Genomic DNA, 14,185 nt, shown 5'->3' with positions numbered 1-14,185 from the left:
TAAAAAGCTCATTTTTATTGTTTGGGGATAAATCGTTCTTTAAGCTTAATGGCGATTTCGTGCTATCCCTAAACATCTGGACTTTAATAGCCAACTAAAAAATGCAAACAAAAAGACCTTTAATCAGTCGTTTTGTTTGCATTTCCTTTTTCTAAAACTACCGAAAAGATAAGTACTATAGTTAACACCATAATAAACCTTACTTCACTTCCATCACTTACAAAAAATGAATACAAAGTATAAATTAAAATTAATATTCCATAAATAACTTTGTGCAATGAACTCCCCCCTTTTTGCCGTATATATTTTAGTGTAAAAATTTAATTCAAGCCCTATATCAAAATGAAAATAAAAAGCACCTGTGATATACACAAAGTGCTTTTCTCTTGTCAATTTATCTATTTTCACTATATTTATCTATTTTCTTTTTATAACTCAAATTTCTTCGAATCGTACTTTTCTAGAGTTTGCTGCAATTCATTTTGTTCATATGGAATATGTTTATCTGTCTGTACATCTTCAACATTTTCTCCACCTGTTAATAATCTCCTGTACTTAAAAGAGTGCCCTGTTAATACTGTTGTAATCATTTTGTATTGCCCTCCTTTTGTTTGATTACTTGTATCATAAAACAAGTATCTGAAGTTGATATGTAGTCCATCTAGAGTGTATGTAAATTTAGAAAATCTCTAATAAAATGTTTATGTTGTAACGTTACCACCAAAACTAGTGCTTCCAACACCATGATTTGAAGAGACAGTAACCCCTATTCTAGCTTGAATTCCTCCTATAGTTCTATATTGAGTAAAACTAGTTAATCCCTACAATATAAAAAGAGCACCCCTTTTGGATGCTCTTCGTTATAACTATATATTATTTAATTTCCTTCTTTTGTTGGTACCATTTTTCCTTCTTGAGAGTCTGTGCCCTCTGTTCTTTCAACAGTTTTTGCATGTTCTGGTTTTTCAGGGGCTCCCATTTCAAATCCAGATTGAGAATCTGTACCTTCTTTTGCTGGTACCATTTTTCCTTCTTGAGAACCTGTACCTTCTGTTCTTTCAACAGTTTTTGCATGTTCTGGTTTTTCAGGGGCTCCCATTTCAAATCCAGGTTGAGAATCTGTACCTTCTTTTGTTGGCACCATTTTTCCTTCTTGAGAACCTGTACCTTCTGTTCTTTCAACAGTTTTTGCGTCTCCTTTAGGAGTTGCTGGCACTGCATCTTTAGGTAAATCAAAGTTTTGTGAGAAAGACGTTGTTCCATCTGCACTCTGTGTAATTACTTGATTTGAACTATCTTCATTTGACTTTAAATTGTCCATTTTCGCATCATCTGCACCTACTGCGCCTCCCGCTACCAATCCTGTACTTAAAAGTGCTCCTGCTAATAATGTTTTAATCATTTTTCATTACCTCCTGTTTATTTGTAATATTCATCAAAAAAGTATCTAGAGTTAATGTTTTAGTCATTATCTTTATCTACTTGCTTTTTGATTACATTTAGCATAAGACAAGAATCTATAGTTGATATGGACTGTATCTGGAGATTATGTAAAGAAAAATAGATGATCAATTGTATATCCTAATGGATGCTTAGACAAAATTGAAACTTTATATGAGCTTGAACAATTGAGTTCCCCTTTGTTTTTGGGTGTGAGGTTTTTAGCTGGAGTGAGGTGAGGGACTAACCTTTTCTAATTTGAAAGCAAACTTTTTATTATTAGTTTACTTTCATATTTTCAACTCTTTTATTTTTCTTCTCTTCTTTTTGAATTTCAGATACTGATTTTTCAGGATTTTTTATAAGTTTTCCTAATTTCCCAGAACGCGTAAATTTGTCTTCAAAGTTTTCAGTTGTACTTATACTAGCTATAAAATCTAATTCTTTATTATTATTTATATAACCTTTTATACGAGGAACTCCCATTGGACTTATCTTATTTTCTGTAAATGTAATAGATTTTACATCTTTAATATTATAGTGAATATACTTTTCTACTCGTTCTTTTTGTTCATTCCAAAACTTTTCTTCTTTTTCTTTTTGTTTTAAGTATTCCATAGTAAAATACCCTCCTGCTATGAGCATCACAACAGATACAACCAAAATCATTACTTTCTTCATTGGAAATCCCCTTATATTCAAAGCTAGTTAACATATGCTCTTTCTAAAATAGGGTACAGAAGCCAAGAGTAGTTGCAAGAACTACTCTTGGTTTTTTGCTTTCTCCTCTTTTTCAATTTCGGATACTGACTTATCAGGTTTTTTTATCATTTCATCTAATTCTCCAGAACATCCAAAATCATCTTCAAAACTTTCCGTAGTACCTATACCAGCATCAAACCATAATGCCTTATCACCATTTATATACCCTCTTATATGAGGAACACCCATTGGACTTACCTTATGTTCTCTAAATGTAATCGATTTTACATCTTTAATATTATAGTGAATATACTTTTCTACTCGTTCTTTTTGCTCGTTCCAAAACTTTTCTTCAATTTCTTTTTGTTTTAAATATTCCATAGTAAAATATCCTCCTGCTATGAGCATCACAACAGATACAACCAAAATCATTACTTTCTTCATTGGAAATTCTCCTTATAAAAAACACTTACCAATGCACTTTTCTTAGAATGGGATACAAAAAAAGAGTAGTTCAAAGACTACTCTTGTCTTTTTTCTTTCTCTTCTTTTTCAATTTCAGATACTGATTTTTCAGGTTTTTTTACAAATTCCCCTAATTTTCCAGAACGTGAAAGTTTATCTTCAAAATTCTTCGTAGTACTAATACTAGCTGAGAAATTCAATTCTTTATCATTATTTATATATCCATCCACAGAAGGAACTCCCATCGGATTTACTTCATGTTTTGTGAAAGTAATCGATTGCACATCTTTAATATTATAACGAATATACTTTTCTACTCGTGCTTCCTGTACTTTCCAAAATTGTTCTTCTTTTTCTTTTTCTTTTTGTTTTAAGTATTCCATAGTAAAATATCCTCCTGCTATGAGCATCACAGCAGATACAACTAAAATCATTACTTTCTTCATTGGAAATTCTCCTTATAAAAAACACTTACCAATGCATTTTTCTTAGAATGGGATACAAAAAAAGAGTAGTTCAAAGACTACTCTTGTCTTTTTTCTTTCTCTTCTTTTTCAATTTTGGATACAGACTTTGCTGGTTTTTTTATTAGTTTTCCAAGTTCTCCAGAACGTGTGAAATCATCTTCGAAATTTTCTGTAGTACTTATACTAGCTATAAAATCTAATTCTTTATTATGATTTATATGGCCTTCTAAATAAGGAACGCCCATTGGACTTACATCTTTTTTTGTAAACGTAATAGATTTTACATCTTCAATATTATAACGAATATACTTTTCTATTCGTGCCTCTTGTGCTTTCCAAAACTTTTCTTCTTGTTCTTTTTTCTTTAAGTATTCCATAGTGAAATATCCTCCTGCTATAATACAAATAATGGATAAAACAATTACTAATTTCTTGTTCATTTAAAATCCCCTCGTATTTAAATATAGTTAAAATATACCATGGAGTGAGTTGAGATATATGAATAAATTAAAAAAAATTCAATTGCGACAGATGAAGACTATTTCAAACTATCAGATAAAGTTTATAATCCCAAAGTTTTAAAAAAAGAAAAAGAAATAGAAGGTAGTGACGGGAAAGTATGGAAAGTCATAGAAACATTTAATGCAGATGACACAAAAGTGAAAAATGGATTACAAGCAATCGCTGTAGTACCTGCAGATAAGTATGATCCAGATAAACTAAAGTATGACGATGTAATCATTGCATTCCGTGGTACTGAATTTGATAGATTCGATGGAGATAAAACTACAGATGTAGTTCAAATTACACTTGGACAGAAAAAGAACCTTGGTGTAGCAGGCGGAAAGGTAGCGACATCATTTGATAGTGCATTAGAATTTGCAGAAAAAATTAAGAAAACATATAACCCTACTTCTATTCACACTACCGGACATAGTAAGGGAGCTGCGGAGGCTCAATATGTAGCAGCAGAAATGGATTGTTATGCAACAACATATGCTGCACCAAATATTTATAGATTACTAAGTGATAAAGCAAAAAAACGAGTAGATGAAGGCGTAATGGAAAATAAAGTAGTAGATTATACTCATAAAAAAGATGCTGTAGGAAACTTTGAGCAGTTCGGAGCACCTATGATTGGTAAACAATTTACAACGAAAAGTAATGGAACAGATAGTATCCTCGCAGCGGTATTTATGGGACAACATCCAATGTCAACTTTTCTAGAAATGTTCCACAATAATGGTAGTGTTCGACTAGAATTAGAACCAGATGATATCATTCGTCATGCAAAAGAGATACAAAAAATAAGTGATCTATTATCTGATATTGTTAGAAATATAGAAAAATTTCAACAACAAGAAGAGGAGGAAGTTGCGAAAGTAAAGAGTCAATTGAAGCATGAGACAGGCCCTGGAGGAAAATATCATCTGTTAGAAGAACATGAAGTAGATGAAGCAATTAGAGAGGTTGCGAAAACATCCCAAAACGGAAAAGATTATTTTCATGATGTACAACTAGCAGAAGAACTAATTCATCTTTTACGGAAAAAACAAAAAGAATTGATTCATTTTGGAGATGATATTGCTTATGCAGCTAATTCATTACGAGATAAAGATAATCAATTGGGGACAAATTTTGAAGGACTGGCGGTGAGATAATAAGATGGATTTTATAGGGGAAATTCAAAAAATAGAGAAAGAAATAGAGAAAGCTGCTGTAGGTGCAGTTGGAACTATTATGGATGAGTTGCAAGCTGTTAAAAAGCAATTAGAAAAAGAAATGCAACAATCATTTTTAAAAACTGATGTAGCATTCAAAACAAATAGCATAGTAACAAGTCAAAAACATGCCATTCAAAAAAATAATGAAGCCTTTCATGATGTATGCAAAAGTTTATCTGAACAAGGAATTGAATTAAACAAAAGTTTTGAAAGTAAAACAGGTAGTGCAATAAAAGAAACATTACATAAACATCTCGATCAAATTCGGAATGAAATGATTTCTAAACAATATGATTTAATTAATAGTTGTGGAAAGAAATAAAAAAATAAAGAATTGCTATTATTATTTTAATCTATATGCATACAAAAAAGTCCTCTTATGTAGGACTTTTTTGTATTTGAAAAGTAAACTTTTGAATATTAGTTTACTTTCATTACCGCTAAAGCATTGACTTCTCACTAAATAACCTGAAATCCTCAATTCACGAAACAAAAGTATACATTCAAAACACTGTAAATAAAAGAGTCTAAAATCCATGAACAAAAAAAAGAGGAGTCATCTCCTCTTAATAAATAAACACTATTTAATTTGTTCCTTATACTCATGGTTAACAAGTACATACCATTTTCCTGTATCAAATTTTTCTTTATTAATCACGTAAACTTTATTTTCTCTCTTTACATCCCCTGGCTTTAATTCCTTAGTAATAGTAGAGGTCTCGCCTTTTTCAACCCCATAACTACTAGCTGCCCACACATCACTTTGGTAAGCATTATCATTTTCATCCACTAAATCCACTGATGGTAAAGCGGCTAATTTCATCGATTCGTTTGTGATATTTTTCCCTTCTACTTCTACCACTATAAAGACATGTCCATTTTCAGGTTCTTGGAATCCTATACTTTCTTTACCAACCTTATCTCTTTCTACAACTCTTTTTACAGTTACATCAAATTTAGGTGTATGAAAATCTTTGTTTACAGCATACTCTTTTTCTTTTACTTTTGATTTCTCTTTTGTTTGTTCTGTATTTTTCTGCTTTGCATTCTCTTTCGGTTTCGCCTCATCAGTTGTTTGCACTTTCTTTTCTTCTTGTTTAGAATTGGTTTCTTTAGATTCTGAAGAAGTTTTGTCGGATGTATTGCCGCAACCAGATAAATTGAATACTAAAGCGCCCCCTAAAATACATGTAGTAAATTTTTTCAACATCTCTTTTTATCCCCCAATAACACGATATATAAATTCCTTACTTATCATAGCAAAAAATACCATCTTAAATTGTTGCATCTTGTCGAATGATTAAGAATAATCAATTGTTTTTATTGCATATAAAAAACATGATCTTGATGTAGTACCAAGATCATGTTTTACGTTGATGTTATTTATAAAATACTTTATCCACATTATACTTCGCTTGAAATTCGTTAATCATATATGTTTCGTAAATTTCTCTTTCCATCGGATCTTCTACAATACATACATCAATACAATACACTTCATCACGATGATTTTTAATTGGTGATACATTATCTTCAAAATGCTTTTTAATACGTTGTCTTACTTTACGTGCTTTCCCAACAAAAAGAAGTTCGTCATTAAAATCATAGTTAAAAAATAAGGGGAATTATATGATAGGAGATGCAAATATAGACAGTCGCTGACCATTAGTCTACAACTAATCCCACACCCCCACACAAAAGAAAAAAGCACCAGGTCCCCCCCGATGCTTTCCCCCCTAAAACAAATGACAAGCCACCTCATGTCCCTTCGCAATCTCGACCATCTTCGGTACTTCCTGCGCGCATTTTTCAGTGGCGAATTTGCAGCGCGTTCTGAATTTACAGCCGGATGGTGAGTTTAGTGGGCTTGGTACTTCCCCTTGCAGAATGATCCGTTCTTTGCCTGTGTTTGTTGGATCTGGTTCTGGCATGGATGAGAGTAGTGCTTGTGTGTATGGATGTGCCGGTCTTGTGTATAGGTCTTCGCTGTCGGCAATTTCTACTATGTTTCCTAAGTACATGACTCCGATTCTATCTGATATGTGTCTTACCATGGATAGGTCATGTGCGATGAATAAGTATGTGACTCCTGTTTCTTCTTGGATATCTTGCAGCATGTTTACGACTTGTGCTTGGACTGAGACGTCTAGTGCTGAGATTGGTTCGTCACATAGGATGAAGTCCGGTTTTACAGATAGTGCACGTGCGATGCTAATGCGCTGTCTTTGGCCTCCGCTAAATTCGTGCGGGTAGCGATATAAGTGTTCTTCTTTTAGTCCTACTTTTTTGAGAAGGTCTAGAATGATTTCTTTTCTTTCTTCGGCTGTGTAAGAGCCATGAATGTTCATCGGTTCGCTAATAATTTGGAATACGTTCATTGTCGGGTTTAATGATGCGTATGGGTCTTGGAAAATGATTTGCATTCGTTTTCTGTATTCTTTTAGTTCACTTTCCTTTAGATCCGCGATATCTTTTCCGTCAAATAGGATGTTACCTGACGTTACATCATGTAAACGAATGATACTTCTTCCTGTCGTTGATTTCCCGCAGCCTGATTCTCCTACTAGTCCGAATGTTTCACCCTTTTTAATTGTGAAGCTTAGGTCATCGACTGCTTTTAATTGCTCTGTTTTTCTGCCGAATAGTCCTTTTTTAATAGGAAAATACTTTTTTAAGTTCCGTACTTCAATTAAGTTTTCTTCATGCATGTGAATCACCTACCGCCCTATCGTTTAACCAGCACATAGAGCGTCTTCCGTTTCCGATTTCAAAATATGGCGGACGTTCTTTTTCACAAATGTCCATTTTATGTGGGCAACGCTCTGCGAATGGGCATCCTTTCGGCGGGTGTAGTAAGTTTGGCGTTACACCTTGAATTGGTGCTAGTCTTTCTTTTACTCCGTTCGATATTTTTGGCAGAGAGTTTAATAGCCCTTTCGTATATGGATGGTTCGGCGATTGGAATATATCAAGTACATGCCCTTCTTCCATAATAAGCCCGCCGTACATAACGATGACGCGTGTACAGTTTTGCGCAACAATTCCAAGATCATGCGTAATAAGAAGTAATGACATATTCGTTTCATTCTTTAAGTTTTTCATTAAATCTAGTATTTGCGCTTGTATCGTTACGTCAAGCGCTGTCGTCGGTTCGTCCGCAATGAGAAGGTCTGGATTACAAGACATTGCCATCGCGATCATAACCCGTTGTTTCATTCCGCCGCTTAGTTCATGCGGATATTGTTTTACCCTTTCTTCCGGTGAAGAAAGACCAACTTGTTTTAGCAAATTGACCGCGATATTTTGTGCTTCTTTCTTTTTCACTTTTTGATGCCGAATAATTACTTCCGTCATTTGCTTTCCAATTTTCACAACTGGATTTAGTGCAGACATTGGATCTTGGGATATGAGTGAAATTTGATTCCCTCTAATGGAACGTAATTCTTTCTCCGATTTAGAAAGCACGTTTTCATTTTGAAAAAGAATCTCTCCTGCTTTCACTTTCCCTGGCGACGTAACGAGGGCCATAACCGATTTCGCCATAACGCTCTTTCCGCTTCCCGATTCGCCAACAATCCCAACGACTTCACCCTTTTTCAAGCTAAATGAAACGCCGCGAACCGCTTCTACTTCGCCGTCTTCTATGAAAAAAGAAGTCTTTAAGTTTTTCACTTCTAATAGTTTTTCAGACACGCTTTTCACTCCCCCTCACTTAAAGCATTAGTTCTCATGATGAGCCCCTTTTGGCGCGAAAGCTTTTTTCAACGCTTCACCGATTACGTTAAAACTTAGTACTGTTAATAAAATAAGGAACCCTGGGAAGAGTGTTAAATACCAAGCTTCACCTATATATCCTTGCGCATTATTTAGCATGCTGCCCCAAGAAGAATCTGGTTCTCTAATACCTAATCCTAAGAAGCTAAGTGATGATTCCATTAAAATCGATGTCGCAATTGTTAATGTCGCTGCGATTATAATGGTCGATAAAATGTTAGGGATGATGTGTCTTACAATAATCATGAGTGATTTTTGTCCGGATACTTTTGCATATAAAACGTACTCACGCTCTTTTACAGATAACGTTTCTGCCCTTACGATACGCGCGGTATCCATCCACGTTAATAGTCCGATGATAAGAACAAGCGTTGTAATTCCTGGTTTTAAATACGCATTTAATAACAGCATTAAGAAGAATGATGGAATCGACATAAGAACTTCAACAATTCGCATTAAGAAGTTGTCTAACTTTCCGCCAAAATATCCGCTAATTGTTCCTACTGCGGTCCCGATTGTAATGGAAACAACCATCGCTAGAAAACCAACAGCAAGGGAAACTCGTCCGCCATATAACGCTCTCGTTAAGTAATCCCTTCCGTAATCATCTGTGCCGAACGGATGACTCATACTCGGTTCTTGTAAACGATCTGGAATCGACATTTTACTAGGATCGTACGGTGATACGAATGCGAAAAGAGACGCGATTGTTAAAACACCCAGTATAATAACTCCCATTACTACAAACTTATTTTTTGTAAAACTATTTTTTATCGTTTGAAATCTCCTATTGTTCATTCCAAATCACCCCCTCATTCGAATGCGCGGATCTACAACGCCATATAAAATATCAGCAATTAAATTACCGAGAATTAACATGAACGATGATAATAATGTGATTGCCATAATAATTGGATAATCAAATCTAAAAATAGCATTTACCCCGAGTGAACCAAGTCCCGGCCATGAGAATACTGTTTCCGTAATAAAAGCTCCGCCTACTAAACTCGGAATAGATAATCCGAAAATTGTAATGATCGGTATTAATACGTTTCGAAGTACGTGATTAAATAAAACTGTTTTCTGTGAAGCACCGTACGCATATTGAATTTGTACGTAATCTTCTTCTAATTGCTGAATTGTACTTGAGCGAATATATCTCATATAGACAGAGATGTTTTGGAACGCTAGCACCATGCAAGGTAAAATACCGTGCTGGACAATATCCCAGAAGGAATCTTGACCGACTGTGCGCATACCCATACTCGGAAGCATGTTCAACTTTAAAGAGAATAAGTAGATTAATAGTAACGCGAACCAAAAAACTGGCATTGAGATTCCCACATAGGAGATGAAGTTCACAATGCGGTCAAAGAACGAGTTCTTTTTCACACCTGTAAATAATCCAAGCGGGATTGCGATTACAAATGAGACGAGTAAAGATGATCCCATTAACCCGATTGTTGCGGGTAATCTTTCTGTAATAAGTTCTAAAACAGGACGATGGTTTTGAAGTGAGTATCCAAAATTCCCTGTTAAAATATTTTTTAACCATAAAAAATATTGCACGTAAATCGGCTGATCTAGTCCTAAACTTTTGCGAATACGTTCAACGTCAATCGGACTCATATTCGGCGTTACAAAGTTTCGAACGGGATCGCCCGGCGCTAGTTTTATTAATAGAAAAGAAATAATAGAAATAACAAATAAAAGCGGAATTGCATTTAAAAGCCTCTTTGCAATTACTTTATACACAAACTTCCCCCCTCAAGATAAAGTGAAACTTTAATCAGCCCTACTCCCGCCTAACTTCCTCGCATTCGCCAAGTTTTGAGGTGGGAGTCTTACTGCCCATTAAAGCGGGATAAAGAAGCTGATTTCCACCAGCTTCTTTACTGTTTCTTATTTCACTTCATAGATTTTCGATAGATCTTCAAACATTGTGACAGGAATTGCTTTTGCTTCTTTTAATCCATCAAACTTTTTATCTACTGCAATAACTGCTTTCGGATATGCGATTGGTAGATAAGGTAAGTCTTCTCTAGCTGTCTCTTGAATTTTATGGTATAGTTCTGCGCGTTTCGTTTTATCTGTTTCAACTGCAGCTTCTTCCCATAATTTATCGAAATCAGCGTTTTTATAACGTGCGTAATTGTATTCAGCATTACTTAAGAATAAGCTCTTATATGAATCTGGCTCTGGTCCCATTATGTAACCACCGAATGTAATGTCATATTCTTTATTTTCTTTATCTAAGCTCTTCTCACTTGCCGCACTAGCATCTAATGCATTCAGTTCAACTTCTAAGCCAACTTCTTGTAATTTTTGTTGTGTATAAAGCGCTAAGCTTTCCATAATTTTATTATTCGTTACATACATAACGCGTACTTTTTCTTTATCTTTCACGCCAGCTTTCGCTAATAAATCTTTCGCTTCTTTTTTATCATACTTATAATCTTTAATGTCTTTTGCATAATACATAGCGTCTGGCGTTAAGATTGAATTTGCTGGTTCTGCAAATTGACTAGAAACGAATGCTGAGTTAATCATTTCTTTCTTATCTAACGCATGCGCAATTGCTTGGCGCACTTCTTTTTTCTTCATAAGATCTGTATTTTGGTTATAAGATAAGTAGAATAATCTACCTTCAGGGAATGTCACCATTGAGAAGTTCCCAGTGCTATCTAATTTCTTAAAGTCTTGCGGCTCAATCATCTTCATGTTGATTTGACCATTTTGTAGTGAAACATTTGCTGTATTACGGTCTTTTACAACGCGGTACACGACAGAATCTAATTTCGCTTTACCAGCAAAATAATCATCGAATCGCTCTAACGCAACATATTCATCTGATTTAAACTCTTTTAACTTAAATGGACCTGATCCTACAGGTTGTAGGTTTTTCTTACTCTTCACTAAATCTACTTCACCTTCAAATACATGTTTCGGAATTGGGAAGAAATCGTTCATAACCCCTTCGAAAGATGCACTTACTTGTGGTAAAACGAATTGAGTCGTTAGCTCATCCACTTTTTTCACCTCAAGTGGCTTTCCTTTAAAAATAAAGTTTTCACGGCTTGAACTATTTTGCTTCTCATCTAGAATAGATTTGAATGTAAATACAATATCATCTGATGTAATTTTCTTACCATCATGCCATTTCAAATTATCCTTTAATTTTAAAGTCCATGTTAATTGATCCTCTGAAGGCGTAAAGCTCTCAGCAAGAACAAACTTTTTCTTACCGTCTTCCATATGATACAGCGGTGCATATAAAGCTTGCTGTATTGTTAACGACACACGATCATTCGCATAAAGCGGGTTCATCGTATCTGGATTATCACTAACACCAACTGTTAACGTTCCTCCGTCTTTCGGAGTCCCTGATTTACTAGTGTTCGCTTGCTTCGAAGAATCTTTCTCCCCTGAGCAAGCCGCTAATGCAATAAGTAATAGTAGGACAAATGGTAATGCAAACAACTTCTTCATATTTCGACCCCTCTCGACTATTTACACCTATAAGAAAACTCGGAATTAATACCGAGTTTTCTTATAGGTTTTAAATTACCACTACCCGTATGTATTGTCAAACTTTTTCGCAAAGATAGACAGTTTGAAATCTATTAATGAATTCTTGCGATAAAATATATTTATGCGGAGGGTAAAATAAAAAGACCACGAATAGGTGGCCTAGCAAAATGAGCTAGAAAACTAGCAGTCTACCAGAAATTTCCATAAAATGGTTGTTATATATGATCGAAAATGTAGAATGAGATTAAAGATAAAAACACTTTTAGGAGGTTACCATGACATTTGATGAATTGAAAAAAAACAAACCAACAACCCCATGGGTTGAGCATGATGAAGATGGGGAATTTTTCACTGAAGAAAATATAAGTGCAACAAATAAGGTTCTTGACACTTACATTAACCATCTAGAGCAATTAGGCGAGAATCCAACCGAAGTTGAAGTAATGCAAGTTGTTAAAGAGGTAGTTATTAAACTAAATATCGAACATGACCATTTTATCGAAACAATGGAAAGAGAAGATCTCTATGAATTTATCGATACAGCAGCACGAATAGCTGGCTTAGAATCCGAAGAAGATATAACAGAAGAATGGCGGGAATGGTAAAAAAGCTGCATACTTGGTGTCTAAATTGACTCCTTCATAAAACTTTGTCCCTTATTCTCCAATTGGAAAATAAGGGACAAACAAAGACAACTCCAATAGAATCCAATACTGATATTTTTCTAAGTTCTTCTTCTCTAACTAAAATTAATCTATTTTCCAAACTCATTTCTCTAATCAATTACCAAGGTGTTTTGAACATAAATATCTTATACCCTTTAACATCTGTACATTCAGATTATTAAATAAACAGAAAAATAGCCGACTATTTGTATAAAAGTCGGCTGCTTTCTTATCATTCGGGCTCTCCCTTGCGAAGGAGTTAAACAACTGCTTGTGAATGTCCTTTAACACTAGCTTTTGCATTACATTTGATATGTGTACACGCATTATAAACAAAAAGAACACCACTATCTCAACACACTTTCATATACAAAAATATTTGAATCGCCAAACAAAGTAACTTATCCCCCACCAAAAAAAGACCACCAAAAGGCAGCCTCACAACTGAATCGTAGTACCCACTCCACACTCCACCGCTTTTTCATACAAATACTTCGCAACAATTATATCTACTACTGCTAAACCTACTGATTTGAAAATAGTAATCTCTTCATCATTCTCCCTACCAGCCTTTTCCCTGCTTATAATCTGACCAAGTTCGGCGTGGATGTCGCTCGCTTCAAATAATCCTTCTTTTATAGGAACTTGAAGGTCACCTGTTTCTTCTAGTGCTGCTTCTTTTGATTCGACTACTACTTTGTCAGCGCCCGCGATGGCGTGAGATGGTAGTTCTTGCATGCTCGGTCTAAATGAACCGACGGCGTTTATGTGGACGCCTTTTTTTAGTTTTTCTGAGAAGACTGGTGTGGATGCATTCGTTGTTGTGACGATGATGTCTGCTTCGCTTATTGCTTCATTTGGATCTCTGTAGACGTACGCTGGTTTGCTGAATTTTTCTTGTATATATTGCGCAAATGCATACGCTTTTTCTTCTGTTCGGTTGTATAAATTGATTTTTTCGATGCCCCTAACAGCGAGTACAGCTTCAGCGATTCCTTTCGCCTGTTCACCGGTGCCGATGATGCATAAAGTTTTTGCGTTATGACGAGCTAAATGTTTTGTCGCTACACCTGATAAGGCGCCTGTTCGAATCATCGTTAAGTACGATCCTTCTAAAAGTGCGAGCGGTTCTCCCGTTTGAAAGTCTGATAGCATAACGATCCCGTTTATCGTCTTCTTTCCTATCTTTTTATTATGCGGAGCTACCGTTACTACTTTTAAACCGAGCGCTTCGAGTCCTTCCGCTACTGAAGGCATAATTAATGCGGTATTTTGCTCGTTCGCAAATGGTAATGAGCCACGAATTGGTGTGATCGTTCTTTCTGCTGAAAATTCTTTTAAAGCAAGCGCCGCGCATTCTGATATGATCCCCTTATAGTAGACAGGAAAAAGAAAGCACATTAACCTGTTTACTATG

General features: G+C 35.2%; 17 protein-coding genes and 1 pseudogene. 3 read left to right on the top strand and 15 right to left on the bottom strand.

The window, feature by feature from the left end:
- Window positions 1-119: 119 nt before the first annotated feature.
- The 7 genes from JFU23_RS20315 to JFU23_RS20285 form a co-directional block, all read right to left on the bottom strand.
- Window positions 120-278 carry a hypothetical protein gene (locus JFU23_RS20315; RefSeq protein ID WP_002087303.1) on the bottom strand — a complete coding sequence of 53 codons (159 nt, stop codon included), beginning with the start codon at window positions 276-278 and terminating at the stop codon, window positions 120-122.
- A gap of 150 nt (window positions 279-428) precedes the next feature.
- Entirely contained in the window at window positions 429-590 is a 162-nt protein-coding gene (locus JFU23_RS20310; protein WP_002150223.1) for a hypothetical protein, read from the bottom strand.
- A 287-nt stretch (window positions 591-877) separates the two neighbouring features.
- The gene (locus JFU23_RS20305) at window positions 878-1,402 is read right to left on the bottom strand and encodes a hypothetical protein (RefSeq protein ID WP_078203467.1); all 525 of its coding nucleotides are present in this window, start codon (window positions 1,400-1,402) and stop codon (window positions 878-880) included.
- A 317-nt stretch (window positions 1,403-1,719) separates the two neighbouring features.
- Window positions 1,720-2,121, bottom strand: coding sequence for a DUF1433 domain-containing protein (locus JFU23_RS20300; RefSeq protein ID WP_088004582.1), 402 nt, complete (start codon window positions 2,119-2,121; stop codon window positions 1,720-1,722).
- 81 nt (window positions 2,122-2,202) lie between these two features.
- On the bottom strand, window positions 2,203-2,586 hold the full coding sequence (locus JFU23_RS20295) for a DUF1433 domain-containing protein (RefSeq protein WP_088004581.1): 384 nt from the start codon (window positions 2,584-2,586) through the stop codon (window positions 2,203-2,205).
- Between the two features lie 77 nt (window positions 2,587-2,663).
- The gene (locus JFU23_RS20290; protein ID WP_088004580.1) at window positions 2,664-3,053 is read right to left on the bottom strand and encodes a DUF1433 domain-containing protein; all 390 of its coding nucleotides are present in this window, start codon (window positions 3,051-3,053) and stop codon (window positions 2,664-2,666) included.
- 77 nt (window positions 3,054-3,130) lie between these two features.
- Window positions 3,131-3,514: a DUF1433 domain-containing protein gene (locus tag JFU23_RS20285; protein ID WP_001035740.1), complete on the bottom strand. Its 384-nt coding sequence runs from the start codon at window positions 3,512-3,514 to the stop codon at window positions 3,131-3,133.
- A gap of 66 nt (window positions 3,515-3,580) precedes the next feature.
- Here JFU23_RS20285 and JFU23_RS20280 point away from each other — a divergent pair, with 66 nt between their 5' ends.
- Both JFU23_RS20280 and JFU23_RS20275 read left to right on the top strand, forming a co-directional pair.
- Window positions 3,581-4,735, top strand: a complete 1,155-nt coding sequence (locus tag JFU23_RS20280) for an alpha/beta hydrolase family protein (RefSeq protein ID WP_201033299.1) — start codon at window positions 3,581-3,583, stop codon at window positions 4,733-4,735.
- Between the two features lie 4 nt (window positions 4,736-4,739).
- A complete protein-coding gene (locus JFU23_RS20275; RefSeq protein WP_201032566.1) occupies window positions 4,740-5,120 on the top strand; it encodes a hypothetical protein in 381 nt (126 codons plus the stop codon).
- Between the two features lie 258 nt (window positions 5,121-5,378).
- Here the strand turns inward: JFU23_RS20275 and JFU23_RS20270 are convergent, their stop codons facing one another.
- From JFU23_RS20270 to JFU23_RS20240, 7 genes and pseudogenes are all read right to left on the bottom strand, one after another.
- A complete protein-coding gene (locus tag JFU23_RS20270) occupies window positions 5,379-6,008 on the bottom strand; it encodes a DUF4352 domain-containing protein (protein ID WP_088038631.1) in 630 nt (209 codons plus the stop codon).
- Window positions 6,009-6,177: 169 nt separating this feature from the next.
- Window positions 6,178-6,399 (bottom strand): annotated as a pseudogene (locus JFU23_RS20265) (nucleotide excision repair endonuclease); the annotation flags it as partial.
- 135 nt (window positions 6,400-6,534) lie between these two features.
- Window positions 6,535-7,506 carry an ABC transporter ATP-binding protein gene (locus tag JFU23_RS20260; RefSeq protein WP_142274088.1) on the bottom strand — a complete coding sequence of 324 codons (972 nt, stop codon included), beginning with the start codon at window positions 7,504-7,506 and terminating at the stop codon, window positions 6,535-6,537.
- Entirely contained in the window at window positions 7,499-8,491 is a 993-nt protein-coding gene (locus tag JFU23_RS20255) for an ABC transporter ATP-binding protein (RefSeq protein WP_103458276.1), read from the bottom strand. Before JFU23_RS20255 ends, JFU23_RS20260 begins: the two co-directional genes overlap by 8 nt.
- A gap of 27 nt (window positions 8,492-8,518) precedes the next feature.
- On the bottom strand, window positions 8,519-9,370 hold the full coding sequence (locus JFU23_RS20250; protein ID WP_002035185.1) for an ABC transporter permease: 852 nt from the start codon (window positions 9,368-9,370) through the stop codon (window positions 8,519-8,521).
- A gap of 6 nt (window positions 9,371-9,376) precedes the next feature.
- On the bottom strand, window positions 9,377-10,327 hold the full coding sequence (locus JFU23_RS20245) for an ABC transporter permease (RefSeq protein ID WP_002035186.1): 951 nt from the start codon (window positions 10,325-10,327) through the stop codon (window positions 9,377-9,379).
- A gap of 147 nt (window positions 10,328-10,474) precedes the next feature.
- The gene (locus JFU23_RS20240) at window positions 10,475-12,061 is read right to left on the bottom strand and encodes an ABC transporter substrate-binding protein (protein ID WP_201032565.1); all 1,587 of its coding nucleotides are present in this window, start codon (window positions 12,059-12,061) and stop codon (window positions 10,475-10,477) included.
- 317 nt (window positions 12,062-12,378) lie between these two features.
- Between JFU23_RS20240 and JFU23_RS20235 the strand changes: the two genes are divergently transcribed.
- On the top strand, window positions 12,379-12,708 hold the full coding sequence (locus JFU23_RS20235) for a hypothetical protein (protein WP_201032564.1): 330 nt from the start codon (window positions 12,379-12,381) through the stop codon (window positions 12,706-12,708).
- Between the two features lie 498 nt (window positions 12,709-13,206).
- Here JFU23_RS20235 and JFU23_RS20230 read toward each other — a convergent pair whose 3' ends face one another.
- Window positions 13,207-14,169: an ornithine cyclodeaminase family protein gene (locus JFU23_RS20230; protein WP_201032563.1), complete on the bottom strand. Its 963-nt coding sequence runs from the start codon at window positions 14,167-14,169 to the stop codon at window positions 13,207-13,209.
- Between the last annotated feature and the right edge of the window lie 16 nt (window positions 14,170-14,185).

The organism is Bacillus sp. TH50 (assembly GCF_016650565.1).
In the GTDB taxonomy this organism is placed as follows: Bacteria; Bacillota; Bacilli; order Bacillales; family Bacillaceae_G; genus Bacillus_A; species Bacillus_A mycoides.
The sequence above is the reverse complement of the archived record's forward strand: the minus strand, read 5'-3'. Positions and strand labels throughout refer to the sequence as shown.

Bases quoted from the DNA above. Each gene is read 5' to 3' on its own strand.
- JFU23_RS20310 (WP_002150223.1), bottom strand. From the start codon at position 590: ATGATTACAACAGTATTAACAGGGCACTCTTTTAAGTACAGGAGATTA.
- JFU23_RS20305 (WP_078203467.1), bottom strand. From the start codon at position 1,402: ATGATTAAAACATTATTAGCAGGAGCACTTTTAAGTACAGGATTGGTA.
- JFU23_RS20300 (WP_088004582.1), bottom strand. From the start codon at position 2,121: ATGAAGAAAGTAATGATTTTGGTTGTATCTGTTGTGATGCTCATAGCA.
- JFU23_RS20295 (WP_088004581.1), bottom strand. From the start codon at position 2,586: ATGAAGAAAGTAATGATTTTGGTTGTATCTGTTGTGATGCTCATAGCA.
- JFU23_RS20290 (WP_088004580.1), bottom strand. From the start codon at position 3,053: ATGAAGAAAGTAATGATTTTAGTTGTATCTGCTGTGATGCTCATAGCA.
- JFU23_RS20285 (WP_001035740.1), bottom strand. From the start codon at position 3,514: ATGAACAAGAAATTAGTAATTGTTTTATCCATTATTTGTATTATAGCA.
- JFU23_RS20275 (WP_201032566.1), top strand. From the start codon at position 4,740: ATGGATTTTATAGGGGAAATTCAAAAAATAGAGAAAGAAATAGAGAAA.
- JFU23_RS20270 (WP_088038631.1), bottom strand. From the start codon at position 6,008: ATGTTGAAAAAATTTACTACATGTATTTTAGGGGGCGCTTTAGTATTC.
- JFU23_RS20260 (WP_142274088.1), bottom strand. From the start codon at position 7,506: ATGCATGAAGAAAACTTAATTGAAGTACGGAACTTAAAAAAGTATTTT.
- JFU23_RS20250 (WP_002035185.1), bottom strand. From the start codon at position 9,370: ATGAACAATAGGAGATTTCAAACGATAAAAAATAGTTTTACAAAAAAT.
- JFU23_RS20240 (WP_201032565.1), bottom strand. From the start codon at position 12,061: ATGAAGAAGTTGTTTGCATTACCATTTGTCCTACTATTACTTATTGCA.
- JFU23_RS20235 (WP_201032564.1), top strand. From the start codon at position 12,379: ATGACATTTGATGAATTGAAAAAAAACAAACCAACAACCCCATGGGTT.
- JFU23_RS20230 (WP_201032563.1), bottom strand. From the start codon at position 14,169: ATGTGCTTTCTTTTTCCTGTCTACTATAAGGGGATCATATCAGAATGC.